Raw genomic sequence first — 25,332 nt, forward strand, 5'->3', positions numbered from 1 at the left:
GCCCCCGCACCATGCGGGGGCCGCCTCTTTGGCGTCAGGGGTCAGGACTGCAGCCGCCCGGACAACGCATAAAGCACGGCTGCGGCCACATCATCCACGGAACGTTCCGGATCGAACACCAGCCAGTCCAGTGCACCCATCAAAGTGGCGCCAAACACGCTGCCGGCAATCAGGGTCAGCCGGTCCGATCCGCCGTCGGGCAGGCCGGCGGGCCCGCCGGTCTGACGGATGGGCTCCACGAACTCGGCCAGCGCCTCCTGCCGCAGCAGGTGCAGGGAGTGCTGCCAGGTGCGGTCTGTGCGCAGGATCTCCGCAGCCATGAGTTTGGCCAGGGCGCGGTTTTCGGACAGCAGCTCCAGCAGGGCGCGGACCATCGACTCGATGGCCTGCCAACCGGCCAGGCCGCTGCGCGCGTTCCGGAGGCACTCGGTCAGGGCACCCACACCCTCCAGCAGGAGCTTCTCGAAGAGCTTGTCCTTGGAGGAGAAGTTGTAATAGAGGCTGCCCTTGGCCACCCCGGCCCGTTCGGCCACGTCGTCCATGGTGGTTCCGGAGATGCCGTTGGCGGCGGCCAGGTCCAATGCGGCGTCGAGGATGGCGCGCTTGGTGCCGGATTCGCGGGGCATGCGGTAATGGGTCCTTAGGCGGAAGGGAAATACTGTCCCTTCGATCTTAGATGCCGCCGGGCCCGCGCCGGACTACGGTGCCGGTGCGGGTGCCTCCGGAGGGATCACGGGAGGTTCGAAGCTGAAGGTCATGCCCAGCAGCCAGACCAGCAGCAGCACCACCGGGAGGTGGATGGTGAACTGCAGGAAAGTGAATCCCACCAGGTCCCGGGCCCGCAGCTTCAAGACCGCCAGCAGCGGGAGCATAAAGAAGGGGTTCACCAGGTTCGGCAGGGCCTCGGCTACGTTGTAGATCTGCACGGTCCAGCCCAGGTTCATTTCGACGTCGGTGGCGGACTGCATCACGTAGGGTGCCTCCACCAGCCACTTCCCGCCGCCGGATGGAACAAAGACGCCGAGGATGACGGTATAGACCGCAATCACCACGGCAAAGCCGCCGCCGGAACCGATGCTGGTGAAGAACTCGGCCAGATGCGCGGAGACGGTCATGCCGCCCGATCCCTCCGCCTTGGTCAGGATGGCCGCCATGGCCGCATACAGGGGGAACTGCACCAGGATGCCGGCGGTTGCCGGAACGGCCTTGGTCACCGCCTGGAGGAAGTTGCGCGGGGTGCCGTGCAGCACCAGGCCCAGGACCAGGAAGACCAGCAGGTAGCCGTTCAGGCTTGAGATCACTGTCAGGAAGGGCTTGGTCACGAACTGCGATACCAGCCAGCCCACGGTGAGCAGGCCCAGCAGCACCGGCAGGATGCGGCTGTACTCGAGCCACTCGCCGGGACGCTCGCGTTTGGCCGCCGGTTCCGGGGAGTCGTCCAGGTCCACGCCGAGGTCCTGCGCCGTGCGGATGGCAGCCCCGCGCGGAGCGGAGAAGTGGGCAATGAGGGTGGTCAGCGCGATGAGGATGGCGCAGGTCAGCAGGGACTGCCACGTGAAGATGGTCTTGCCGAAGTCCAGCACCCCGGTGACCTCCAGCAGTGCCGGCGGCAGGGAGGCCGCCGTCGCCTGCAGCTGGGCGGCTGAGGAAGAGAGCCCCAGCGCCCACACGGCGCCCAGCCCCATAAACGCCGCTGCTCCCAGGGCGCGGTAGTCCACCTGGAGGTCGCGCCGGCGGGCAATCGCCCGTGCCAGCAGCCCGCCGAAGACCAGGCTGAGCCCCCAGTTCAGGAAGGACACGGACATGGACAGGAAAGCCACAAAGCTGACGGCGGTTGCCGCGGTCTGCGGAACCAGCGCCAGCCGGGCGATCAGCCGCGCCACCGGCGGGGAGGTGGCCACGGTGTAGCCGGTGAGCACCACCATGGCCATCTGCAGGGTAAAGGCCGTGAGGTCCCAGAATCCGTTCCCGAAGGAGTCCACCACGGCCTGCGGCGAGGAACCGTTCAGCAGGGCCGCCAAAGCGACAAGAACCACGCCGCCGAGAGCGAAGACATAAGCATCCGGGAACCATTTCTCCGTCCAGCGGGCCATCACCTGGGCTACCCGGGCCAGCCCCTTCTCGGACGGTGCGGAGGTGCTCTTGGCAGCGGTGGTCATGGGAAACCTCGAATCTTCGGTTGCAGCGGCGAAACCGATGTGATGCGGAAGTGAAAAGTGATGCAGATCACCAGCACGCTAGGGGTGCAGGGAACCGGTGTCAATTCCCCGCACCGGCAGCGTTGCCCGGGCTCGGCGCGGGGCGGTACCGGATTTGCATCGGCTTGCGAGAATAGAGGGGTGACTGTTTTATCTCCGGAACTCAAGCTTGAGCTTCCCCCGCTGCAATTAGGCCCGATCACCGTGGACACCCCGGTGATCCTGGCACCCATGGCCGGCATCACCAACAAGGCCTTCCGCCGGCTCTGCCGCGAATACGGGGGAGGGCTGTACGTGACTGAAATGGTCACCTCCCGCGCCCTCGTGGAACGCTCGCCGGAATCCATGCGGATCATCAAGCACGACGACGACGAAAAGGTCCGCTCCGTCCAGCTCTACGGTGTGGATCCCAAGACCGTCGGTGCAGCCGTCCGCCTCCTGGTGGAGGAGGACCGCGCCGACCACATTGACCTGAATTTCGGCTGCCCGGTCCCGAAGGTCACCCGCAAGGGCGGCGGTTCGGCCCTGCCGTGGAAGCTGGACCTGTTCACCGCCATTGTGCAGACGGCGGTGAAGGAAGCCTCCCGGGGCAACGTGCCGCTGACCATCAAGATGCGCAAGGGCATTGACGAGGACCACCTGACGTTCCTTGATGCCGGGAAGATCGCCCGCGACTCCGGTGTGGCCGCCGTGACCCTGCACGGACGCACGGCGTCGCAGTTCTACTCCGGCAAGGCCGACTGGTCCGCCATCGCGGAACTGCGCGAAGCCCTGCCGGACATGAACGTTCTGGGCAACGGCGACATCTGGTCCGCCGAAGACGCCATCCGCATGGTGCGCGAGACCGGGGTTGACGGCGTCGTCATCGGACGCGGCTGCCAGGGCCGCCCGTGGCTCTTCGGTGACCTGGAAGCGGCTTTCGAGGGAAGCACCGAGCGGCACCGGCCCGGATTGAAGCAGGTGTCCGACAGCGTGTACCGGCATGCGGAACTGCTGGTGGAGACCTTCGGCGACGAAGTGATTGCCCTGCGTGACATCCGCAAGCACATGGCCTGGTACTTCAAGGGCTACGTAGTAGGGGGAGACCTCCGCGCTAAACTGGCCACGGTACCGTCCCTGGCGGTACTCCGTGAACTGCTGGACCAGCTGGACCCCGATGCTCCCTACCCCGGCACAGACGCCGAGGGACCGCGCGGACGGGCCGGAACACCCAAAAAGACAGCGTTGCCGGAAGGCTGGCTGGACGGGCGGGAACTCAACGCCGCCCAGAAATCCATCATCTCGGCAGCCGAACTCGACGTATCAGGCGGCTAAAGCAACCCATGACCTTCCCGCAGGCAGTCCAAACCGCAGGCTATACCGAAGTTGACCTGGCCCGCTGGGTTACGGAACCGGCGAAAAACACCAACCGCACGCAGTTCGGCCGCGACCGTGCGCGGGTGCTGCATTCCTCCGCGCTGCGCCGGCTGGGTGCCAAGACCCAGGTGGTCGCCCCGGACACGGACGACTTCGTCCGCACCCGGCTGACGCACAGCCTCGAAGTGGCGCAGGTGGGCCGGGAACTGGGCAATGCGCTCGGCTGCGATCCCGACGTCGTCGACGCCGCGTGCCTGTCCCATGACCTGGGGCACCCGCCCTTCGGCCACAACGGCGAAACCGCGCTGAACGACATTGCGCATGCGATCGGCGGCTTCGAAGGAAACGCACAGACGCTGCGGCTGCTGACCCGGCTGGAACCGAAGATCATTGCTCCCGACGGCACGCCTGCCGGGTTGAACCTGACCCGCGCCAGCCTGGACGCCGCCACCAAATACCCGTGGTCCATTGCGGATGCTCCGATCGTCAACGGGCACCGCACCACCAAGTTCGGTGTCTACGAGGATGACCTCCCTGTCTTCACCTGGCTGCGCGACGGCGCTCCGGACGGACGTTCCTGCCTTGAGGCGCAGGTGATGGACCTGGCGGACGACATCTCCTACTCGGTGCACGACGTCGAAGACGCGATAGTCGCCGGCCACGTCCAGCTCAAGTGGCTGGACAATCCCGACCAGCGTGCACGCGTGGTCGGCTACACGCAGCAGTGGTACCTGCCCGGTGTTGAAGCCGCGGCCATTGATGCCGCCCTCGCCCGGCTGGAAGCCACCAACGTGTGGGTGCGCGAATCGGACGGCAGCCGCCGTGCGATGGCGGCCCTGAAGGACATGACCAGCCAGCTCATCGGCCGGTTCTGCAACAGCGCCCTCGAAGCGACGCGGGGCATCTACGGCACCGATCCGCTGACCCGGTACAACGCCGAAATGGTGGTCCCCGAGGTCACCCAGCTGGAAATCGCCGTCATGAAGGGCCTGGCCACCACGTTCGTCATGACCACTGACCAGCGCCAGCCCCTGTACGAACGCCAGCGTGAAATCCTCACTGCCCTTGTCGCCCAGCTCTCCGCCACCGGGGACAAGCACCTGGACCCGATGTTCGCGGCGGACTGGCGGGACGCGCCCGACGACGGCGCCCGGCTGCGCGTCGTCGTCGACCAAGTGGCCTCGCTGACGGACGGTTCGGCCCTTGCCCTGCATGAGCGGCTGGTAGGACCGGTTCCGGCGCTCTGGTAGGGATTGCCGTTCGGGGCTGACGACGGCATTTTCGGGCAGCTCTCTGGTCGGTGGGTCCACCGGCCGTTAGCGTGTGGCGTCCAGAGTCTCCCGAGCCACTGTCGGGAGATGCCCAGCCGGACACGCGTATCGAGGACCCTTATGAGCAGCCAGCTGTCTCCTGCAAAACGCCCACGTCATGTCTTTGCCTGGACACGGACGACCCGAGTCCGGCGGATACTGGTTTTTCTGCTGACCCTGGCCTTGGCCGGGTTTCCCCTGGCTGTGCCGGCACAGGCGCAGATTGTTCCGGAACCGCCGCGGAACGAAGCGCCTGCCGACGCGGCGAATACGGACATCGTGATCACCTCGCTGGGAGCCGGGAGAAGCGTGTCGGGAGGGTTGCCGCCCCTGGGGCAGACCTGGCCCATTGACGCGTACCCCGCCGGTGTCCCGGCCGGGTACCAGACGGAAAACGTCAGCTTTGCCGGCATCATCAATACCCAGGACGCCTACGGCACCACCACCGCCGAGATGTACTGCATCGATCTCCGCACCGCCACGCGGGTCGGGATCGGCTACGAAAACGGCACCTGGGACGAGTCCAACATTCCCAACATCGGCTACGTCAACCGGATCCTGAACAGCTATTACCCGACTACCGACCTCCCGGCAGGCAACGTCAACAACAAAGCCGCCGCTGTGCAGGCTGCCATCTGGTTCTTCACGGACGGGTTTGTCCTCAATCGGCAAAGCAGTCTCTATTCGACCGTGGCTGCGATCGTGAATGACACCATCGCAGCCGGCCCCTTGGAGGAACCCGACCCACCGGCTATCGCCATCACGCCGCCGGTCACGGAGGCACCCGTGACCCAAGTGGCAGGGCCGCATACGGTGACGTCGGAAGCGGATGCAATCGAAGTAACGGTGGATGAGGGGTTCAGCCTCTACGCCGACGCCGCCGGAACCGTTCCGCTGAACAGTCCGGTGCCCAGCGGCACGCAGGTCTGGGTGCGCAGCGACACGGGTGCAACAGGACCGGCAAACCTCACGGCCCGGGCAGCGGTCACCGTCCCCACGGGAAACGTCTACCTGTACGACGCGGCAACGCCTGGGGTGGAGAATGCACAGAAGCTGATCCTCGCGGTTACACGTGAGCTCAGCTCCAACGCGACGGCGGCGGCCGCCTTCACCGAGGTGGGCTCCCTTACCGTCACGAAGACGATTGCCGGCCCGGCCGCCGGCAGCCAGGATGCCGTAGTTATCAATATCGACTGCGGCACCGGGAACCAGTTCACCTTCACCATCGACGCGGAGGCCACCGGCACACTCTCCGAGACCTTCAACGATATTCCCGCGGGCTCCACCTGCACCGTCACCGAACCGACCAACGGAGAGAACGACAGCGTCCAAGTCAGCACCATCCTGCCCGGCGCCGTCACGATCGTGTCCGGAACCACTGTGACGGCGGTGGTCACGGACACCTATACCTTTACGCCGGGAACGCTGGTGGTGACCAAGACCAATACCGGGGAGGCCGCCGGCGCACAGGGCGAGGTGACGATCTCGGTCGTCTGCACCCTGGACGGGACCACCGTGGTGGACACCACGGTGACCATTCCGGCCGGAACCATTACCCCCGAGGCGGCCGAATTCCCCGACCTTGAAGCCGGCACCAGCTGTACCGTGACGGAAACGGTTGACGGTTCAAGCGAAGCCGTGGCCGTTACCGTGACCGGGGAAGGGACCGTAACGGTTCCGGCCGCAAGCAGCGTTACTGTCGCCCTGACCAATGACTACACCTTCACCACCGGAACCCTCGCCGTCCGAAAGGACATCGCCGGGGCCGGGGCCGGACGGCAGGGCGTCGTCACACTGCAGGTGACCTGCACCGCCGGGGGTGCGACAGTCCTGAACGAGACGGTGACCGTTGAGGCCGGCACCACTGAACCGGCCACCGAGGAGTTCGAGAACCTGCCAACGGGAGCCAGCTGCACGGTCACCGAGACCGCCGACGGCGCCACCACCCAGGTCAGTGTGGAAACCGTGGCTGATCCTGCGGGCGGAACGGTAACGATTCCTTCCGGTGCCGGTGTGGAGGTGACCGTGACGAATACCTACACGGTGAACCCCGGTGCCCTGACCGTCGACAAGGTGATCGCCGGCCCGGCAGCCCGGGAGCAGGGGCCCATTACTGTCGAGGTCGTCTGCACCGCAGACGGAGAAGAGGTGATCCGGCAGGACATCACGATCGAAGCAGGTGCCGGAGGGACCGTTCCCCGCACGGTCAATGGAATCCCGGAAGGTGCCAGCTGTGCGGTCACCGAACCGGGAACGGGTGAAACGCCCGCGGTGGGTGTCACCGTCGACCTGCCCGACGACGTGACCATAGCCGCCGGGGAGACGGCGGAAGCCACCGTCACCAACACTTACGCGGTGAACCCGGGGTCCTTGACCGTCACCAAAGTCATTGCCGGTGAGGCGGCAGGAAACCAGGATTCGGTGGAGATCGATGTCCTGTGCACCCTGGACGGGGAGACGGTGTTCGAAGAGACCTCACAGATTCCGGCCGGTACTACCGAAGACGTGGGTGCGGAGTTTTCGAATATCCCGGCAGGAGCCTCCTGCTCCATTACGGAGCCGGTGACCGGGGCCACCGCCGCCGTCACCGTGGACTCTGATCTGCCCGGCGACGTCGAAATTCTTGCGGGCGATACCGTCGCCGCCACGGTGACGAATACCTACAGCTTTGCGCCGGGTACGCTGGCCGTCACCAAGGTGTTTGCCGGTGACGCGGCAGGAGCGCAGGGCGAGGTGGTGCTGCAGGTGACCTGCGGACCGGATGGATCGGTCCTGGACGAAACCGTGGCCATTCCGGCCGGAACGGCCGAAACGGTGACCACCAACTTCGCGGACCTGCCCGCCGACACGGAATGCACCGTCACCGAAACCGAAACCGGTGCCACGGCTACGGTCTCCGTGGACACGGTGATCACCGACCCGGTCACCATCCCGGCCGCCGGCGGTGCGGAACTGACGGTCACTAATACGTACGGCTTCAACCCGGGCGTGCTGGTGGTCACCAAGGTCATTACCGGTGCTGCCGCGGGTGAGCAGGGTGAAGTGGTCCTGGAAGTCCGGTGCGGCACGGACGGGTCCTCCCTGGACGAGACGGTAACCATCCCTGCCGGTGCCACGGGGGAAGTGACCACCCAATTCGACGGCCTTACTGCAGGCGCCGAATGCACGGTGACGGAAACCAGTACCGGCGCCACCTCTGCCGTGCGGGTGGAATCCGAGCTGCCCGATCCGGTGAGCGTGCCGGCAAACGGCACCGCCTCCGCCATCGTGACCAACACCTATGCCTTCGTGGAGTCGCCGGCCCCGACTCCGGCTCCGGAGCCTGAACCCCGCCCGGTGCCTGCACCGGAGCAGCCGGGCCGTTCAGGGCTCCCATCGACCGGCCTGTCGATATCCACTGGTATCTACCTGGCGCTTGGAGCCGGCCTGTGCCTGATGGGTGCCTTGGGTATCTACCTCACCCGGCGCCGGACGGAGGACTGAGCCAACAGGTCCGGACACCGGACGTCTTCAGCGCCCGGGGCTGCGGTCCCGGGCGCTGAGCGCGTCCGCTATTGATCCACGGGCCGGTTTGGCGGGGAAGAATAGACTGGATGCTATGGCCGGACTGATCAAGCGTGAAGACATCGATGAAGTGCGGCTGCGCACTGATATCAAGGCCGTGATCGACGGTTACGTGACCCTGAAGTCGGCGGGTATCGGTTCCTTCAAGGGACTGTGCCCCTTCCACGACGAGCGCTCGCCGTCCTTCCATGTCCGCCCCCAGGTAGGCACGTACCACTGCTTCGGCTGCGGTGAGAGCGGCGACGTCATCTCCTTCGTCCAGAAGATGGACCACGGCACCTTCTCCGAAACCGTGGAGAAACTCGCCGCCCGGCTCGGCTACGAGCTGCACTACGAAGACGGCGGCACCGGGCCGCGCCGGGAAGACGTCGGCAAACGCCAGCGCCTGCTGGACGCGCACAAGGTGGCGGCCGAGTTCTTCCGCAGCCAGCTCGGCACCCAGGGAGCCGCCGCTGCCCGGAACTTCCTGCAGGAACGCGGCTTCGACCCGGCAGCAGCGGAGCACTTCGGGGTCGGCTACGCACCGCAGGGCTGGGATTCGCTGCTCAAGCACCTCACGTCGAAGGGCTTCACCCGCGAGGAACTGGCCGAAACCGGGATGTTCTCCACCGGCTCGGATGCCTCCCGGTTCTACGACCGTTTCCGGGGTCGGCTGATCTGGCCTATCCGGGACCTCACCGGCGCTGTCATCGGCTTCGGCGCACGCAAGCTCTACGAAGACGACCAGGGCCCCAAGTACCTCAACACTCCCGAGACGCCGCTCTACAAGAAATCGCAGGTCCTTTACGGCATCGACCTGGCTAAACGGGACATTGCCAAGACCCGGCAGCTGGTGGTCGTGGAAGGCTACACCGACGTGATGGCGTGCCACCTCGCAGGCATCACCACCGCCGTCGCCACCTGCGGCACTGCCTTCGGCACCGACCACATCAAGATCGCCCGCCGGTTGCTCTCCGACGACGGCACCGGGGGAGAGGTCATCTTCACCTTCGACGGCGACGCCGCCGGACAGAAGGCAGCACTGCGCGCCTTCGAAGAGGACCAACGGTTCACCGCCCAGACCTACGTGGCCGTGGACCCCAACGGCATGGACCCGTGTGACATCCGCCAGACCCACGGCGACTCCGCTGTTGCCGAACTGATCTCGTCCCGCCGCCCGCTGTTCGAGTTCGCTATCCGCTCCACGCTGCGTAAGTTCGACCTCAACACCGTGGAGGGCCGCGTTTCCGCACTGCGCGCGGCGGCGCCGGTGGTGGCGGACATCCGTGACCCGGCCATGCGCCCCGCGTACGCCCGGGAACTCGCGGGATGGCTCGGTACCGACGTCGACGACGTCAGCCGTGCGGTCAATGCCGCTGCCAAGCGCGGAACGGCGGGGTCGGGCGGAGACAATAGCGGCCAGAAGGTACCGGCCGGACGCAGCCCGGAAGGGCAGCAGGGTCGGCAGCAGTACGGCCAGCGAGGGGGCCAGCAGCAATACGGCCAGCAGCGTGGGGGCCAGCAACGCGGCAGCCAGCAGCAGTACGGCCGGCGCGATGAGCAATCGCCGCGCCAGTGGCAGGGCCAGCAGGGCGGGCAGCCGGAGCCGGAGCCGTCATCCGGGTTCAGCCGTCCCAACCCGAATGATCCTGCTGCCCGGATGGAACGGCAGGCACTGGAAGTCGCCCTGCAGCAGCCGGGCATGCTCGACGACGGACAATGGGAACGCTTCAAGGCGGCCCGGTTCACGGTTCCAGCCTACGTGGCTGTCCACGACGCTATCCGTGCTGCCGGTGAAGCCGGAACCGCGCCCGCCGCCTGGGTGGAACGGGTGCGCGAGGAACTGCCGGAGCCGATGCGCGGTTTCGTCAGCGAGCTGGCCGTGACGCCGCTGCCGGCCCGCGACGCCGATGCGCTGGCCCTGTACTGCCGGGACATTTTGAACCGGCTCTTCGAACTGCAGGTGACACACCTCAAGGCCGAAAAGCTGGGGCAGCTGCAGCGCCTGGACCCCAACGCCGATCCGGAACTGTTCCACCAGCTCAACCGTGAGCTCATGGAGCTGGAGATGCAGCGCCGGGCCCTGCGGGGAGACCAGTAACCGCCCGGATTCCTCCGGCACGGTGCCGATTTCGTTTCGGCGCAGAATCTCTGTAAAGTAAAACCTGCCGCTTTCCCCCGTAGCTCAATTGGCAGAGCATTCGACTGTTAATCGAAGGGTTACTGGTTCGAGTCCAGTCGGGGGAGCAACTAAGAAGGCCCCTGATCTGCAGCTATGCAGGTCAGGGGTCTTTTTTGTGCTGCCCGAGCCCGCCAAGCATGGTGCCGAGGCCCGCGGCGAGGACGTGGGCCCGGGGGAGCGGTATCCACCAGCAGGTCCAGGCTGCGGGTGGCCCGCCGTGCTCCGGATCCGGCTCGCCGGCGTCCCAGCGGGCCGCCGGATCCATGGCAGGAACCTCCAGCAGGAAGAAGTGCCGGGTCGCAATCTCCTGCCGCATCGGCCGCAGGTCGTACCGGGACTCACCGAGATATGCCGAGACCTTGCCGGGTAATCCGGTTTCTTCCTGCAGTTCGCGGACTGCGGCATCGGCCGGCTCTTCACCGGGCCGGATCGTTCCCGCCGGAACCTGCACGCCCGTGACTTCCAGGGGCACTTCCTTATGGGTAAACACCAGCAGGTGGCCCTGCTGTACCGCATAGCAGACGACTTTCCGGGTATGCGTGATCATGCGCAACTGTCTCATGCCGGAGTCCGGCGGTCGTTCTTCGATGTATTCATTGACGGGGTGGAGAGCCGGGCGGATACTCCCCGTATGAACGTCGACGAGGCGGGATAGTGCGGGAGGAACCGCCGACAAGCGGCGGCAGGGACTCGAGCGCGAGGTGGTGGAAGCGGCCTGAGATCGTTCTGGGAGTGCCTGGCTTAGCTATCGCGGCATGGACCTTGGCAGCGGAGCTGCAGCCGCTGGCTGATCCTGTTGCCGAGTGCCGGAAGCAACACCCCGAGGCGGACGGCACCCCGGTCCAAGTGGACCAAGTGGACCAAGGACAACCGCCCGCTTATGTGATCAGAGGGTGCAAGCAGCCCGGGACTCCGGGAGTGGGGGAGGACGGGCTCTGGCAGGTTGACCTCAGCATCTATGCCGTCCCGGGTGCGTCCTCAGTGGACCCTGTTACCCAAGCGGAATTGTTTCTCACCGACTGCCCTGTCCTAGACCTTGGTTATCATTACTCCCGGGGACGCTTGGCGGGCAACAACCGCCTCGTCGTTCAGATGGGGCAGGTGGTCTTTGCCGGGAACGGGGAACCGGCGAGTATCCCCACGGAAGCGGGTGCGCTTGTGGGCGTGGAAGAGTTAACCCCCTTACCCGATCGGCTGATAGTGCTCAACCACGGCAGTAACCAGTTGACAACGGTCAGTTGTGAACCGCTGTCAGCCCCGTCAGCCGGGGGTGGGTAGGTCGACGCCGTGGTGGGCCGACCGGTACGAATGGGTGGAACACCTCCAGGGAGGTGTGGTTCGGAAGGACCGGAAACTTCCTGTATAGTTGAGGACGCCGCTTTCCCCCGTAGCTCAATTGGCAGAGCATTCGACTGTTAATCGAAGGGTTACTGGTTCGAGTCCAGTCGGGGGAGCCAGCAAAGGGTCTGTGACCGGGTTTCCCGTGTTTCAGGCCCTTTTTCGTGGGCGCTTCAGCGGTCCTCCCGCGGTGTGTCTGGATCCCCGCACTTTGTCCGGTTTCCTGCGGTGCGCGGCGCAGGGATCTGCACAAAACGCAGGGATGCACCCGCTCCCCGGGGGGATTAGCTCGCGCGCCAAGTGGACGGCTGGCCCATTCCTGCGCTTACACTGGCAGTTATCGCGCCCGGCAGGGCAGTTCCGGCATCCCCGGACCCCGCCCCCGGCCGCTAAGGCATCCCATCCTGTTGCCTCTGGCCCGGAGCCCCACGGCTTCCGGTATCCGCCGTCCCTGTGCCCGTTCATCCCGGGCCCGCACGGCGGGACCTTCCCTGGAACCAACAGCTGGAGCACACCGCTATGCCTACATCAGAAACTCCTTCGCCCGCGCCCGCGCCCGCCGCCGCCAATTTGAACAGTGCCGATCCCATTACGGCCGAAGAAATCCTTGCCGCGCACAAGGGAGGGAAACTCTCCGTGGAAACCCGGCTGCCGCTGGATTCCAAGCGGGCCCTGTCCATTGCCTACACGCCGGGTGTCGCCCAGGTCAGCCGGGCCATCGCCGCCGACCCGGAACTGGCCGCAACCCACACCTGGGCCTCCCGGCTGGTGGTGGTGGTCAGCGACGGCACCGCCGTCCTGGGACTGGGCGACATCGGTGCGGCCGCGTCACTGCCGGTGATGGAAGGGAAATCCGCACTCTTCCGCACCTTCGGCGGCCTGAACTCGATTCCGCTGGTGCTGGATACCACCAACGTGGACGAAATCATCGAAACCCTCGTCAGGCTGCGGCCCAGCTACGGAGCCGTGAACCTGGAGGATATCTCCGCGCCGCGCTGCTTCGAACTGGAGCAGCGGTTGATCGAAGCGCTGGACTGTCCCGTAATGCACGACGACCAGCACGGCACCGCCATTGTGGTGCTGGCAGCACTGCGCAACGCCGCCCGCGTGACCGGCCGGGAACTGCGGGACCTGCGGGTGGTGATTTCCGGCGCCGGCGCTGCCGGGGTCGCATGCGCCAACATCCTGCGGGAGGCGGGGATTGCCGACGTCGTTGTGCTGGACTCACAGGGCATCGTTTCGGATTCCCGGAGCGGACTCACCAGCATCAAGGCGGACCTGGCCGCCCGGACCAATCCGCGGGGCGTCGACGGCGGCGCGGCCGAGGCGCTGAAGGGTGCAGACGTTTTTGTCGGCGTCTCCTCGGGAACGGTCCCGGAGGAGGTCCTGTCCGGCATGGCACCCGAAGCCATCATTTTTGCCCTGTCCAACCCCGATCCCGAAGTCCATCCGGACATCGCCCGCCGGCACGCCGCCGTCGTCGCCACCGGCCGCAGCGACTTTCCCAACCAGATCAACAACGTCCTGGCCTTTCCGGGCGTCTTCCGAGGCGCGTTGGACAGCGGCGCCCGCCGAATCACCGCCCGGATGAAGGTTGCCGCGGCTGCGGCAATTGCGGATCTCGTGGGGGAGGACCTGCACGCGGAATACATCGTGCCCAGCCCGTTGGATCCCAGGGTGGCACCCGCGGTCGCAGCAGCCGTGGCGGCGGCATCAGGATAACCGGCTGCGGTCGAAGCAAAGCCGGGGCCGTGTGAAGTGGACGACATTGGGCATGTTCCCCTTCCACGGTTCCGGTGCCCCGACGGGGCGCTCCGCCCGGTGCCTGCGCCGGAATTCCAGGGCGGGGACCTCCAGCCGGGGCGGATCGATGGGTGCGTATCTGTTGCTGGAGGCGTGCTCCGGCTACCGTGCATGAACAAGCATGCTTAGTGTTATGCGTAGGCTTAAGTGTTTTGACACCAGTCACATGTACGAAGCTAGTTGAGTAGAAAACGAGGAACGGTCGATGGGCGCGACGCAGCCAGGACCTAACAAAGGCGGATCCGAACGGGTGGCCCACCCCGGCAAGGTGATCGGCGTCACCGTTGCCGCAGCGGTGGGCGGCTTGCTCTTCGGGTTCGATACCGCAGTGATCAACGGTGCGGTGGATGCTATCGGCGAGGAATTCACGCTCAGCCCGGGCATCCTCGGCTTTACCGTGGCCATCACGCTGCTCGGCTGTGCTGCCGGTGCATGGTTTGCCGGCCAGCTGGCGGACAAGCTGGGCCGGAAACTGGTTATGGTCGGTGCCGCGGTGCTGTTTGCGGCCAACTCCGTGGGCTCGGCACTGGCCTTCTCGGAGTGGGACCTCATGCTGTGGCGGCTGATCGGCGGCCTGGCCATCGGTACCGCGTCCGTCATCGCCCCCGGTTACATTGCCGAAGTAGCACCCGCAAAGTGGCGCGGTGCGCTGGGTTCAGTCCAGCAGCTGGCAATCACGATCGGCATCTTTGCCGCCCTGCTCTCCGACGCCTTCCTGGCGAACACCGCAGGCAGCGCGCTTGGCGAACTGTGGTGGGGCCTGCCGGCCTGGCGCTGGATGCTGCTGGTCGGCGTCGTCCCCGCCATTGTCTACGGTGTCCTGGCACTGACCATTCCGGAATCCCCGCAGTACCTGGTCCGGAAGAACCGCGACGCAGAAGCCGCCAAGGTGCTCACCAGCATCTCCGGTGTGACGGATACGGACCGCAAGATCGCCGACATCCGCGACAGCTTCAAGAGCCCGCAGCCGACGTTCCGGGACCTGCGCGGTCCCAAGTTCGGGCTCCAGCCCATCCTCTGGGTCGGTATGGCCATTGCCGCATTCCAGCAGCTGGTCGGCATCAATGCGATCTTCTACTACTCCACCACTCTGTGGCGGTCCGTAGGCTTCAGCGAAAGCGATTCCTTCACGACGTCGGTGATCACCTCGATCGTGAACGTCGTGATGACGCTGGTTGCCATCGCCTTCGTGGACCGCATCGGCCGCCGCAAACTGCTGATGATCGGCTCGGCCGGTATGTTCGTGGGCCTGCTGGCAGCCACGGTTTCGTTCTTCCAGGCCGTGGACGTAGACGGCGAAGTCTCCCTCCCCGGTATCTGGGGACCGGTTGCCCTGGTGGGCGCGAACCTGTTCGTGGTCTTCTTTGCGGCGACCTGGGGGCCGGTCATGTGGGTAACCCTGGGCGAGGTCTTCCCGAATAACATCCGGTCCCTGGCCCTGGGCCTGGGCGCGATGGTCAACTGGATCTTCAATTTCATTGTTACCCTTGCCTTCCCGTGGGTCAGCGATAACTTCGGGGTCTGGATCATGTACGCCATCTTTACCGCGTTCGCGGTGCTGTCCTTCTGGTTCGTGAAGACCAAACTTCCCGAGCTGTCCGGCCGCGAACTCGAGGACCGCGAGGGCCTCGAAACGTCCTGACGCGCAGCTGGTGCGGATGGGCAAACTGATAACACTGAGGAGAATGGTAATTTGGGGTTATGGCAACGGTGAATACTGAACAGGGGACGGAGGCTGGGCGCATGAACCGCTCCGCTAGCACTCGGACACAGCGAACGGCGGGAAGCTCGTCGCTGGTTGGGCTGGCGAAAGTCATGGCCCGCCTGACGCCGCGTCAGCTGAATGACGAGTTCGCCCTCGCCACAGCCGAAATGAAGCAAAAGGGCATCAAGGCCGGCGTTGCTGCCGCGTTTATGGTGGTGGCGCTGCTTATGGTCGCAGCGCTGGCCATTTCGCTGCTGGTAGCCGGCATCCTCGCACTGTCGCTGGTCCTGCCGGGCTGGCTGGCTGCCCTGCTGGTTGCCGCGCTGTTCCTGGTGATTGCAGGCATCGCCGGATTCATTGGCTACAGCCGATTCAAGAAGACCCTCCCGCTGCTTCCGGAGGAGGCCATCCGCGGCATCCGCTACGACGTCGGCGTGCTGAAGGAAGGCCGCAGCTTCGATCCGGCCACGCTGGACAAGCCCAAGGAACCGAAGGAAAAGAAGGACAAGAAGGCCGAGAAGGACGACAAGCCTGAAGGCCCGAAGCAGCCCACTCCGGAAGAACTGCGCACCCGTGCGCGGCAGCGCCGCGAGCACCTCGCGGCAGTCCGGGACGGGCTCGGCGAGAAGGTGGACGTCAAGGCCCGCATCCAGGAGCTGAAGTCCCGCCGCGCCGCTGCAGCCCGAGGCAAGGACAGCAGCAGCGACGGTCCCTCCACGGCCGACGACGTGCTGGCCATGATCAAGGAACGCTGGCAGCCGCTTTCGGTAATGGCCGCATCCCTGCTGGCACTGCTCCTCATGTCCCGTCGGCTCGCGCGAAAGTAAGCTGTACTCGTACATCTTTGACGAGGGGAACGGACCGTGATCAGATTTATCGGTGCCGGAGCGCGTCCCGATACGGAAATTACCGTATTGGAACGCTTCTGGACCCTACCGAATCTGGTCACGGTCCTTCGCTTTCTCGGCATCCCCCTGTTTGTGCTGTTCATCAGCCAGGACCGCTACGGGAGTGCGTTCCTCACCCTGGTGGCAGTGGGCTGTACCGACTGGATAGACGGCTACCTGGCCCGCCGGCTGAACCAGGTCTCCGCTACCGGCCAGTGGCTGGATCCGGTCGCCGACAGGCTGGCACTGATCATAGTGGCTGCCACCTTTGTGGCAGACGGCATCGCACCGGCCTGGTTGATCCTGAGCATCGCCATCCCCGACGCCGTCCTGATCGCCAATTCGCTCCTGCTGTTCCGGGGCAACCCCTACCTGCCGGTGAGCATTGTCGGGAAAATCCGCACCGCGTTGCTGCTGTTGGGTGCGCCCCTGCTGCTGCTGGAACGGGTGGAGGGATTTGACCACCACTGGCTCTCGGTTGCAGGTTCCGCCGTGCTGGCACTGGGCTGCATCGGCCACGTTGCGGCGGCCGCCGGATACCTCGTGGCTGCGTGGCGCAAATACCTGCACCAGCGCGAGCATGTACCGGCCGGAACCGGAACCGGCCATGCACCCTAGGACACACTCCGTTTCCCCGCACAGCACGGCAGCACCTGGACCGGGCCGATGGTAGGGATCGCCGTAGCCTGTGCCTTGGCCAGCGCTTTTTTCCTTGCCTTCGGTGCCCAGCGCCAAGGCAGCGCCGTCAAGGCGGACACCGGCGGCCTGGGCCTGAACTCCTCCCAGATCAGCCGCCTGCTGCGCAACCCCCGCTGGCTTCTCGGGCTTTTGCTGCTGGGGACGGGCATGGCCCTGAACGTGGCTGCACTCTCGATGGCGCCCCTGACGGTGGTGCAGCCGATTGGTTCCATCGCATTGGTCATCACGACAGTGGTGAATTCCCGGGACCAGGGCCTGCACATGAACCGCATTACGGTCGCGGCGATTACGGCGTGCGTGGCCGGCAGCATGCTTTTTGTGTCGCTGGCCATCATGGTCACCCGTTCAGAGCAGGTCGTGGAACCGCGGCAGGAAGTGACCATTGTCCTCATCCTCGCCGTCGTCGTGATCTTCTTCGGCGGACTGAACGTGCTTTTCGGCAAGCGGCTCCGCGCAATCGCCCACATCCTCGGCGCCGGCATCCTGTTCGGCTTTGTTGCCGTCCTGACCAAGGTCATTGCCGGGGACCTGCTCAACCCGAACGGCCGGTTCCTCCTGAACGTGCCCTGGTACACCATCGTGGCGATCGCCGCTGCCGGTGCACTCGGTTCCTGGTTCGTGCAGAACGCCTACTCGAGCGGCCCGCCGGACCTGGTGATTGCGGGGCTGACGGTAATCGACCCCATGGTGGGGATCGCCATCGGCATCGGAGTCCTGCACGAACTGCGGCCGGATGTGCCGGCCGTGGCCGCGGTGGCCATGTCCGTGGCGGCCCTGATTGCTATTGTTGGGGTCGTTGCCCTTTCGAGGTATCACCCTGACGTTATCCAGCGTCGGAACGAAGAGCGGAGGCGGCAGAAGCCGGCCTCAAAGAATCCGAAAGCAGGACCTACAACGTGACCGACGCCCCGGTAGACAAACCGCTGACTGTCCTCATCGCTTGTGACACCTATCCTCCCCACCTGAACGGCGCCGCGCAGTTCGGCTACCGGCTGGCCCGGGGGATGCACGGGCGTGGGCACAACGTCCACGTACTGGCTCCCAATGATGTCAACGGCGGCAGCCGAAGCGACCTTGAGGGAGAGTGGCCGGTCCACCGGCTCCGTTCCCACGGGGTGCCTACCCATGAATACTGGCGGATCTGCCTGCCCTGGGAGATCAAGAAGGAAATCACCCTGCTGTTCGACAGGGTGCAGCCCGATGTCGTGCACATCCAGTGCCACTACATGGTGGGGGAGTACACGCTCTACGAAGCCCGTAAGCGCGGCATCCGTGTCATCGCGACCAACCACTTCATGCCGGAAAACCTGGATCCGTTCCTGCCCTTCCCGAAATGGGTTAAGCAGATTGTCGCCACCAACTCCTGGAAGGACATGGGCAAGGTCATGGGCCAGGCCCACGTGGTCACCACGCCCACGCCGCTGGCTGCCGAGGCGATGTACCGCCACGCCTTCCTGCACGACGTGATGCCGTTGTCCAACGGCATTGACGCGTCGGTTTACGAGCTGCGCGACGGGGAGCAGATTCCCCCGCACGAAGCGCCCACGGTTCTTTTTGTCGGCCGGCTGGCCGAGGAAAAGCACGTGGACGTGCTGATTGACGCCGTAGCGAAGACTCCCGCCCACCTCGGAGTGCGGGCGGAAATCATCGGCGGCGGCGAAGTCCGTCCCGGGCTGGAAGCCCAGGTGCAGCGACTGGGACTGCAGGACCGGGTGGTCTTCCGCGGACTGGTCTCCGATGAAGAACTGCGCGAGGCGTACCTCAAAGCCGACCTGTTCTGCATGCCGGGTACCGCCGAGCTTCAGTCACTGGTGACGTTGGAGGCGATGTCGGCATCGAAACCGGTCCTGCTGGCCGATGCGATGGCGTTGCCGCACCTCGTGGACAAGGGACGCAACGGCTACCTGTTTACGCCGGGCGACAGCTCCGAGCTGGCAGGGCGCATCACGGAAATCCTGGAGCTGCCCGCCGACGAGCGGGCGAAGATGGGCCGGACCAGCCGCGAGATGGTGGACCGGCACAGCCTGGAAGCCACGTTGTCCACCTTTGAAGATCTCTACCGCGGGGATCCGGGGAAACGCGTGGATGCGCGCTGATTGGTTGTCCAGTCCCCGGACCCACTAGGATGGCATCGTTGCCTTCTTGGGCACCCGGGGCTGTAGCTCAGCTGGTCAGAGCAGCGGACTCATAATCCGTGGGTCGTGGGTTCAAGCCCCACCAGCCCTACCTGTAATGGATCGGACGACGTCCCGATCCGCCTTGATAAACGCCCCGGTCTGCGGACCGGGGCGTTTTCTTTTGCCTGGGCATTCCTGCGATGTCGCCGGAGGCACCCCGTAAGCCCCTTATCTGTCCTCCCAGTGGGCCGCACGCCGCCGCACGCCGTCGGAGGCAATTTTCCGCAGACGTTGTGATCGTTGTTACTGGTGGGTAACATGGGCTCAGCCGGTTCCCGGATGGGCACCAGCGGATCACCGATGATCAGCAGCGAAGGACAATTTCCATGGCACTTATCGACGTCGACAACCTTCCGTACCCGGACGGCGACTTCTACGCATTTGAAGATCTGCTCACTGACAAGGAGCGCGACCGCCTGCACGAGATCCGTGCCTGGCTCGCAGCCGAGGTCAAGCCGCATGCTGCTGACTGGTGGAACGCCGGAGAATTCCCGCACCACATGATCCCCAAGATTGCCGAACTGGACGTTATGAGCCCGGTTTACCGGCAGGGTTACTCCAACCTTTTCGCGGGCCTCTGCCATGCCGAAATGACGCGTGCGGACACGTCCTTCGCGACCTTCATGGGCGTCCACGACGGTCTCTTCACCGGCTCCATCGAGGCCCTGGCCTCCGAGGAGCAGAAGGCAGCCTGGCTGCCGGACATCTACGCCATGAAGAAGATCGGCGCCTTCGGCCTGACGGAACCGCTGGGCGGATCCGACGTTGCCGGCGGCACCCGCACTACTGCCCGCCGCGAGGGGGACAACTGGATCCTCAACGGTGAAAAGCGCTGGATCGGCAATGCGACCTTCTCCGACTGGGTGGTTGTTTACGCCCGCGACCTCGAGGACAACCAGGTCAAGGGTTTCCTGGTGGACACCAAGACCCCGGGCTACACGGCCACGAAGATCGAAAACAAGATCGCCCTGCGCACGGTCCAGAACGCAGACATTGTCCTCGACAACGTAGTGGTGAGCGACGAGTTCCACCTCAAGGGCGCCAACAGCTTCCGCGACACCAACAAGGTCCTGAAGGTCACCCGCCTTGCCGTGGCCTGGCAGGCCGTGGGCCAGCAGATGGCTGCCTTCGACGTCGCCCGCAAGTACGCGGTAGAGCGCAAGCAGTTCGGCAAGCCGCTGGCATCCTTCCAGCTGGTGCAGGAACAGCTGGTGAAGATCCTGGGCAACACCGTCAGCTCGCTGGGCATGATGGTCCGCCTGGCGCAGCTCGAAGACCTCGGACAGGCCAAGGATGAGCAGTCCGCCCTCGCCAAGGCCTTCACCACGGCCCGGATGCGCGAATCCGTTGCCATGGGCCGCAGCATCCTGGGTGGAAACGGCATTGTCACCGATTACGGCATGGCTAAGATCTTCGCTGACGCGGAGGCCATCTACTCGTACGAAGGCACGTACGAGATCAATACTCTGGTCACCGGACGCGCGATCACCGGAGTGGCTGCGTTCGTATAGCCGCTTTCGGAATCAACGTCCGCTAGACCAGCAAAGAACCCCGGCCGGATCCTGCAAAGGGTCCGGCCGGGACGTTTAACCGGGGCGTTTAGCCGGAATGTCTACCCGGGCGGTTCACGGGAGGCCGGCGGCGGCACCGGAAGCAGGACCGAGGGCCGGCGGTCGGATACATAGTTGAGCGGATCCACATAGTCCCCGTCCAGCCGGACTCCCCAATGTACGCAACCCGGGCCGCAGTGCGATCCCGACCGGACGGACCCCACCGCAGTGCCCTTGGGCACTTCGGTACCCACCGGCACGGAAGCTTCGACGGGTTCAAAACTGCTCAACAAGCCGCGTCCGTGGTCAATGGTCAGGACCGACCTGTCCACCACCCGGCGGGCAAAAACGACGCGCCCGTCCGCAGGGGCCAGGACCGCGGCGCCCTCGGCCGCGGCGACGTCGATACCGCGGTGCCCCGCCAGCCACGGCTGTGCCGGGGGATCGAAGGACCGCAGGAGGGCAGGCTCCGGGGCCAGGGGCCAGCTCCAGGGCGGGGAATATGCCGACGCGGTGGCAGCGGACGGCGGGTCGACTGCCACCGACCCGGGGGCAAGGACGGACAGTACCGCCGCGAGGAGCAGGACAGGTGTTCGCTTCATGGAGCAACGGTGCATCCGCGCGGGCTCCCGTTGCCGATTTCCCGGGCGTCCTGTTCGGAGCCCGGCCGCGGAAGCCGGGTGGGGAGGAAAGGTTGACGCCGGATGGCGGGGGTCCGGCGCTGTAGTACACTTGACGGAGCAGCTTGCTGTGCCATGGGACCTGCCCGGACGTTTTAGTCCAGGTCCGGTCCCGGGTTTGTCCGGTATTCACCGGGTTCACCCACCGGCATGGAGGCTGACTACGCGTATCCCAATTATCCCCGTCACAGGGGGTGCATCTCCAACGGTCCGGCAACGCCGGCAGGGGAGGCATGCCGCAGCTCCTACGGGGCAGCGGCTGATGGATACCAGGAGCTTCGCCCGCCCGGGCGTACAGCTAAAACCGTCAATTGGCAGTAGGACCAGTGCGCCGTGCGCACGGCTGCTGCCGGAAGGAGTGACGACATGCCCGTCGTTACAATGCGCCAGCTGCTCGACAGCGGCGTCCACTTTGGTCACCAGACCCGCCGTTGGAACCCGAAGATGAAGCGTTTCATCTTCACCGAGCGCAACGGCATCTACATCATTGACCTGCAGCAGTCGCTGTCCTACATCGACCGTGCATTCGAGTTCGTCAAGGCCACTGTTGCCCACGGCGGAACCGTACTGTTCGTCGGCACCAAGAAGCAGGCGCAGGAAGCAATCGCCGAGCAGGCCACCCGTGTTGGCCAGCCGTACGTGAACCAGCGCTGGCTCGGTGGCATGCTCACCAACTTCCAGACTGTCGCCAAGCGTATCCAGCGCATGAAGGAACTCGAAGAGATCAACTTCGAGGACGTCGCTTCCTCCGGCCACACGAAGAAGGAGCTCCTGCTTCTCCGTCGTGAACTGACCAAGCTGGAAACCAACCTCGGCGGCATCCGCAACCTGACCAAGGCTCCGTCCCTGCTCTGGATTGTTGACACGCAGAAGGAACACCTCGCCATTGACGAGGCCAAGAAGCTGAACATTCCCGTTGTTGCCATCCTGGACAGCAACTGCGATCCGGACGACGTCGACTTCCCGATCCCGGGTAACGACGACGCCATCCGCTCCGTCAACCTGCTGACCCGCGTCATTGCCGACGCCGTGGCCGAGGGCCTGATCGTCCGCCACAACAAGTCCGGCAACACGGAAGCCCCGGCCGAGCCGCTGGCCGAGTGGGAGCGCGAGCTCCTCGAAGGTGCTGCTGAGACCCCGGCCGCTGACGCCGCTGCTGAAGCTCCCGCTGCTGAAGCCGCTCCGGCCGCTGAAGCTGCTGAGGCTCCCGCCGCTGATGTCGACGCCATCGTTGACGCCCCGGCCGCTGAAGTAACCGAGAAGTAAAGAACGTATTTCCTTAGTCCGGGGGAAGTTATCCCCTGGACATGGGTTGTGGTGCGGCTGGCCGGTTTACCGGCCAGCCGCACTGGCAGAACCGCACCAATACTTATTACGGGAGGACTGGAGTCCAAATGGCGAACTACACTGCTGCTGATATCAAGGCACTGCGCGAGCGCACCGGCGCAGGCATGATGGATGTAAAGAAGGCTCTGGACGAGGCCAACGGCGATGCCGACAAGGCCATGGAGCTTATCCGCATCAAGGGCCTGAAGGGCGCGACCAAGCGTGAAGGCCGTTCCACCGCTGAAGGCCTGGTTGCCGCCAAGGTCATCGACGGCACGGTTGGCGTCATGATCGAGCTGAACTGCGAGACTGACTTCGTTGCCAAGTCCCCGAAGTTCATCGAACTGGCTGACAAGGTCCTGGCCGCTGCAGTTGAATCTGCTGCTGCCGACGCCGAATCCCTCCTCGCCTACAACGTTGACGGCAAGCCGCTGTCCGAGGTTGTTGTCGAAGAAGGCGCCATCCTGGGCGAGAAGGTTGTCGTCCGCCGCGTGGCACGCATCGAAGGCAAGACCGTCGACGCGTACCTGCACAAGACCTCCAAGGATCTTCCGGCACAGGTCGGCGTGCTGTTCGCCGTTGACGGCGAAGGCGCAGAAGCTGCCACCGCCGCCCACGACATCGCCGTGCACACCGCTGCGTACGCCCCGACCTACCTGACCCGCGACGAAGTTCCGGCAGAGACGGTCGAGAACGAACGCCGCATTGCAGACGAGACGGCACGCGCAGAGGGCAAGCCCGAGGGCGCACTGCCGAAGATCGTCGAAGGCCGCCTGACTGGTTTCTTCAAGGAAATCGTCCTGGTGGACCAGCCGTTCGCCAAGGACGCCAAGAAGACCGTGGGCAAGGTTCTCGAAGAAGCCGGTGTTGCACCGGCAGGCTTCGCCCGCTTCCGTGTAGGCGCCTAATTAGTTAGGTAACAACGGTTTCGACGGAAACGTCATCACAGCAAAGGGGGTGGTCACCACGGGTGACCACCCCTTTTCTCTGCCCAGAACAGCTCACTAGTCTTAAAAGCAGCACCAGCACCTATGCCCGGGAGGCACAATGGCCCACGTATTGAAAGAAACCGATTCCCCGCGACGACGCGTCCTGCTGAAGCTCTCGGGAGAGGTGTTCGGCGGCGGCAAACTCGGTGTGGATCCGGATACCGTGCGGGCAGTGGCCAAGCAGATCGCTGCGACCGTGGGCGAGGTTGAAGTGGCCATCGTCGTCGGCGGCGGCAACTTCTTCCGCGGCGCGGAGCTGTCCACCAGCGGCATGGACCGCTCCCGTGCGGACTACATGGGCATGCTCGGCACCGTGATGAACTGCCTGGCACTGCAGGACTTCCTGGAGCAGGCCGGCGTCGAGACCCGCGTCCAGAGCGCCATCACCATGGGACAGGTGGCTGAGGCCTACATTCCGCGGCGCGCCATCCGACACCTGGAAAAGGGCCGCGTGGTCATCTTCGGTGCCGGCGCAGGCCTGCCGTACTTCTCCACCGACACGGTCGCCGCCCAGCGCGCGCTGGAAGTGCACGCAGACGAGGTGCTGATGGCCAAGAGCGGCGTGGACGGTGTCTACACTGCCGATCCGAACAAGGATTCCACCGCGGTACGGCTGGAGACCCTGACGTACGACGACGCCCTGCGCCAGGACATCCGCGTTATGGACCAGACGGCCATGACCATGTGCAAGGACAACGACCTGAACATGGTTGTCTTCGGCATGGAGGGTGAAGGCAACGTAACCCGGGCACTCCGCGGAGAGAAGATCGGCACCATCGTCTCCAACTAACTCTGGAGCGATATACAGGGTGCGGGTTCCCTACACCTCGCAGGCTCGGTGCAGGGAACCCGTACCCTTTTGCGCCGAAAGGGTTCCCCTTCACCTCGCAGGCTCGGTGCAGGGAACCCGCACCCTTTTGGCTTAGGATGATAGAAGAGTCCGGCCACTAAGCTGATAGCGCTTGGTGGACACTGTTTTATGAGGAGAGACCGTGATCGAAGACACCTTGAAAGAGGCCGCCGACAAGATGGACAAGGCGGTGGAAGTTGCTAAGGAGGACTTCTCCTCCGTCCGCACAGGCCGCGCCAACCCGGCGCTGTTCAACCGGGTGCTGGTGGACTACTACGGTTCCCCGACGCAGCTGCAGCAGCTGGCATCCTTCGCCACTCCTGACGCCCGCACACTGCTCATCACGCCCTACGATGTCAGCGCCCTGCGCGCCATCGAGCGGGCACTGAGCGACTCCGAGGTCGGCGCCAACCCGTCCAACGACGGTAAGGTCATCCGGGTCATCATGCCCGAGCTGACGCAGGACCGCCGTAAGGAATACGTCAAGATTGTCCGCGGCAAGGCCGAGGATGCCAAGGTTTCCGTCCGCAACATCCGCCGCAAAGCTAAGGACGGCATTGACCGCCTGGTGAAGGACAGCGAAGTGGGCGAGGACGACGGCGCTCGTGCGGAAAAGGATCTCGATGCACTGACCAAGGCGCACACGGATTCCATTGACGAGCTCCTCAAGCGCAAGGAAGCCGAGCTTCTCGAGGTCTGATGAGTGACGCCCAGCCTCCAACCCGGGCTGGCGGTTCAC

At 65.0% G+C, this 25,332-nt stretch carries 19 protein-coding genes and 3 tRNA genes; 18 read left to right on the forward strand and 4 right to left on the reverse strand.

Features of this window, described 5'->3' with window-relative positions; genetic code table 11:
- Positions 1 to 41: 41 nt before the first annotated feature.
- Together N2L00_RS05090 and N2L00_RS05095 are read right to left on the reverse strand one after the other, a co-directional pair.
- Positions 42 to 626 carry a TetR/AcrR family transcriptional regulator gene (locus N2L00_RS05090; RefSeq protein ID WP_255767129.1) on the reverse strand — a complete coding sequence of 195 codons (585 nt, stop codon included), beginning with the start codon at positions 624 to 626 and terminating at the stop codon, positions 42 to 44.
- A gap of 72 nt (positions 627 to 698) precedes the next feature.
- Positions 699 to 2,159 carry a short-chain fatty acid transporter gene (locus N2L00_RS05095; RefSeq protein ID WP_255767130.1) on the reverse strand — a complete coding sequence of 487 codons (1,461 nt, stop codon included), beginning with the start codon at positions 2,157 to 2,159 and terminating at the stop codon, positions 699 to 701.
- 60 nt (positions 2,160 to 2,219) lie between these two features.
- Between N2L00_RS05095 and dusB the strand changes: the two genes are divergently transcribed.
- The 5 genes from dusB to N2L00_RS05120 all read left to right on the forward strand — a co-directional run bounded on the left by dusB (position 2,220) and on the right by N2L00_RS05120 (position 10,654).
- A complete protein-coding gene (gene dusB, locus N2L00_RS05100) occupies positions 2,220 to 3,512 on the forward strand; it encodes a tRNA dihydrouridine synthase DusB (RefSeq protein WP_370647075.1) in 1,293 nt (430 codons plus the stop codon).
- Positions 3,513 to 3,520: 8 nt separating this feature from the next.
- Entirely contained in the window at positions 3,521 to 4,804 is a 1,284-nt protein-coding gene (locus N2L00_RS05105) for a deoxyguanosinetriphosphate triphosphohydrolase (protein ID WP_255863387.1), read from the forward strand.
- Between the two features lie 141 nt (positions 4,805 to 4,945).
- Positions 4,946 to 8,347, forward strand: coding sequence for a thioester domain-containing protein (locus tag N2L00_RS05110; protein ID WP_255863386.1), 3,402 nt, complete (start codon positions 4,946 to 4,948; stop codon positions 8,345 to 8,347).
- A gap of 115 nt (positions 8,348 to 8,462) precedes the next feature.
- A complete protein-coding gene (gene dnaG / locus N2L00_RS05115) occupies positions 8,463 to 10,508 on the forward strand; it encodes a DNA primase (RefSeq protein WP_255863385.1) in 2,046 nt (681 codons plus the stop codon).
- A gap of 73 nt (positions 10,509 to 10,581) precedes the next feature.
- Positions 10,582 to 10,654 (forward strand) — tRNA-Asn (locus tag N2L00_RS05120).
- A 35-nt stretch (positions 10,655 to 10,689) separates the two neighbouring features.
- Here the strand turns inward: N2L00_RS05120 and N2L00_RS05125 are convergent.
- Positions 10,690 to 11,136, reverse strand: a complete 447-nt coding sequence (locus tag N2L00_RS05125) for an NUDIX domain-containing protein (protein WP_255863384.1) — start codon at positions 11,134 to 11,136, stop codon at positions 10,690 to 10,692.
- An 834-nt stretch (positions 11,137 to 11,970) separates the two neighbouring features.
- Between N2L00_RS05125 and N2L00_RS05130 the strand changes: the two genes are divergently transcribed.
- From N2L00_RS05130 to N2L00_RS05170, 9 genes are all read left to right on the forward strand, one after another.
- Positions 11,971 to 12,046 (forward strand) — tRNA-Asn (locus N2L00_RS05130).
- 400 nt (positions 12,047 to 12,446) lie between these two features.
- Entirely contained in the window at positions 12,447 to 13,649 is a 1,203-nt protein-coding gene (locus N2L00_RS05135; protein ID WP_255863383.1) for an NADP-dependent malic enzyme, read from the forward strand.
- A 286-nt stretch (positions 13,650 to 13,935) separates the two neighbouring features.
- Complete coding sequence (locus N2L00_RS05140) at positions 13,936 to 15,372, forward strand: sugar porter family MFS transporter (RefSeq protein ID WP_255767137.1); 1,437 nt, start codon at positions 13,936 to 13,938, stop codon at positions 15,370 to 15,372.
- Between the two features lie 101 nt (positions 15,373 to 15,473).
- The gene (locus N2L00_RS05145) at positions 15,474 to 16,262 is read left to right on the forward strand and encodes a phage holin family protein (RefSeq protein ID WP_255863382.1); all 789 of its coding nucleotides are present in this window, start codon (positions 15,474 to 15,476) and stop codon (positions 16,260 to 16,262) included.
- A gap of 36 nt (positions 16,263 to 16,298) precedes the next feature.
- On the forward strand, positions 16,299 to 16,940 hold the full coding sequence (locus tag N2L00_RS05150; protein WP_255863381.1) for a CDP-alcohol phosphatidyltransferase family protein: 642 nt from the start codon (positions 16,299 to 16,301) through the stop codon (positions 16,938 to 16,940).
- A gap of 48 nt (positions 16,941 to 16,988) precedes the next feature.
- Positions 16,989 to 17,921: a DMT family transporter gene (locus tag N2L00_RS05155; protein ID WP_255863380.1), complete on the forward strand. Its 933-nt coding sequence runs from the start codon at positions 16,989 to 16,991 to the stop codon at positions 17,919 to 17,921.
- Positions 17,918 to 19,117: a glycosyltransferase gene (locus N2L00_RS05160; protein WP_255863379.1), complete on the forward strand. Its 1,200-nt coding sequence runs from the start codon at positions 17,918 to 17,920 to the stop codon at positions 19,115 to 19,117. The genes N2L00_RS05155 and N2L00_RS05160 overlap by 4 nt, the downstream gene beginning before the upstream one ends.
- Before the next feature lie 56 nt (positions 19,118 to 19,173).
- Positions 19,174 to 19,247, forward strand: a tRNA-Ile gene (locus N2L00_RS05165).
- A gap of 277 nt (positions 19,248 to 19,524) precedes the next feature.
- Positions 19,525 to 20,709 (forward strand): acyl-CoA dehydrogenase family protein, encoded by a 1,185-nt coding sequence (locus N2L00_RS05170; protein WP_255767142.1) that lies wholly within the window; start codon positions 19,525 to 19,527, stop codon positions 20,707 to 20,709.
- A gap of 101 nt (positions 20,710 to 20,810) precedes the next feature.
- Here N2L00_RS05170 and N2L00_RS05175 read toward each other — a convergent pair whose 3' ends face one another.
- A complete protein-coding gene (locus N2L00_RS05175; RefSeq protein ID WP_255863378.1) occupies positions 20,811 to 21,350 on the reverse strand; it encodes a M23 family metallopeptidase in 540 nt (179 codons plus the stop codon).
- Positions 21,351 to 21,794: 444 nt separating this feature from the next.
- Between N2L00_RS05175 and rpsB the strand changes: the two genes are divergently transcribed.
- From rpsB to frr, 4 genes are all read left to right on the forward strand, one after another.
- Positions 21,795 to 22,694, forward strand: coding sequence for a 30S ribosomal protein S2 (rpsB, locus tag N2L00_RS05180; RefSeq protein ID WP_227924434.1), 900 nt, complete (start codon positions 21,795 to 21,797; stop codon positions 22,692 to 22,694).
- Positions 22,695 to 22,822: 128 nt separating this feature from the next.
- A complete protein-coding gene (tsf, locus tag N2L00_RS05185) occupies positions 22,823 to 23,662 on the forward strand; it encodes a translation elongation factor Ts (protein ID WP_255767144.1) in 840 nt (279 codons plus the stop codon).
- 139 nt (positions 23,663 to 23,801) lie between these two features.
- Complete coding sequence (gene pyrH, locus N2L00_RS05190; RefSeq protein WP_229953202.1) at positions 23,802 to 24,533, forward strand: UMP kinase; 732 nt, start codon at positions 23,802 to 23,804, stop codon at positions 24,531 to 24,533.
- Positions 24,534 to 24,735: 202 nt separating this feature from the next.
- Positions 24,736 to 25,293, forward strand: a complete 558-nt coding sequence (gene frr, locus N2L00_RS05195; RefSeq protein WP_227924437.1) for a ribosome recycling factor — start codon at positions 24,736 to 24,738, stop codon at positions 25,291 to 25,293.
- The last annotated feature ends 39 nt before the right edge of the window (positions 25,294 to 25,332 follow it).

The organism is Arthrobacter sp. zg-Y1171 (genome assembly GCF_025244845.1).
Taxonomy (GTDB): domain Bacteria; phylum Actinomycetota; class Actinomycetes; order Actinomycetales; family Micrococcaceae; genus Arthrobacter_B.

What these genes read in the sequence shown, in the direction of transcription:
- N2L00_RS05125 (WP_255863384.1), bottom strand. Translation starts at nt 11,136, where the DNA reads ATGATCACGCATACCCGGAAAGTCGTCTGCTATGCGGTACAGCAGGGC.
- pyrH (WP_229953202.1), top strand. Translation starts at nt 23,802, where the DNA reads ATGGCCCACGTATTGAAAGAAACCGATTCCCCGCGACGACGCGTCCTG.
- N2L00_RS05145 (WP_255863382.1), top strand. Translation starts at nt 15,474, where the DNA reads ATGAACCGCTCCGCTAGCACTCGGACACAGCGAACGGCGGGAAGCTCG.
- N2L00_RS05090 (WP_255767129.1), bottom strand. Translation starts at nt 626, where the DNA reads ATGCCCCGCGAATCCGGCACCAAGCGCGCCATCCTCGACGCCGCATTG.
- N2L00_RS05155 (WP_255863380.1), top strand. Translation starts at nt 16,989, where the DNA reads ATGGTAGGGATCGCCGTAGCCTGTGCCTTGGCCAGCGCTTTTTTCCTT.
- N2L00_RS05170 (WP_255767142.1), top strand. Translation starts at nt 19,525, where the DNA reads ATGGCACTTATCGACGTCGACAACCTTCCGTACCCGGACGGCGACTTC.
- dnaG (WP_255863385.1), top strand. Translation starts at nt 8,463, where the DNA reads ATGGCCGGACTGATCAAGCGTGAAGACATCGATGAAGTGCGGCTGCGC.
- tsf (WP_255767144.1), top strand. Translation starts at nt 22,823, where the DNA reads ATGGCGAACTACACTGCTGCTGATATCAAGGCACTGCGCGAGCGCACC.
- N2L00_RS05140 (WP_255767137.1), top strand. Translation starts at nt 13,936, where the DNA reads ATGGGCGCGACGCAGCCAGGACCTAACAAAGGCGGATCCGAACGGGTG.
- N2L00_RS05095 (WP_255767130.1), bottom strand. Translation starts at nt 2,159, where the DNA reads ATGACCACCGCTGCCAAGAGCACCTCCGCACCGTCCGAGAAGGGGCTG.
- N2L00_RS05105 (WP_255863387.1), top strand. Translation starts at nt 3,521, where the DNA reads ATGACCTTCCCGCAGGCAGTCCAAACCGCAGGCTATACCGAAGTTGAC.
- N2L00_RS05135 (WP_255863383.1), top strand. Translation starts at nt 12,447, where the DNA reads ATGCCTACATCAGAAACTCCTTCGCCCGCGCCCGCGCCCGCCGCCGCC.
- N2L00_RS05175 (WP_255863378.1), bottom strand. Translation starts at nt 21,350, where the DNA reads ATGAAGCGAACACCTGTCCTGCTCCTCGCGGCGGTACTGTCCGTCCTT.
- dusB (WP_370647075.1), top strand. Translation starts at nt 2,220, where the DNA reads ATGCAGATCACCAGCACGCTAGGGGTGCAGGGAACCGGTGTCAATTCC.
- N2L00_RS05110 (WP_255863386.1), top strand. Translation starts at nt 4,946, where the DNA reads ATGAGCAGCCAGCTGTCTCCTGCAAAACGCCCACGTCATGTCTTTGCC.
- rpsB (WP_227924434.1), top strand. Translation starts at nt 21,795, where the DNA reads ATGCCCGTCGTTACAATGCGCCAGCTGCTCGACAGCGGCGTCCACTTT.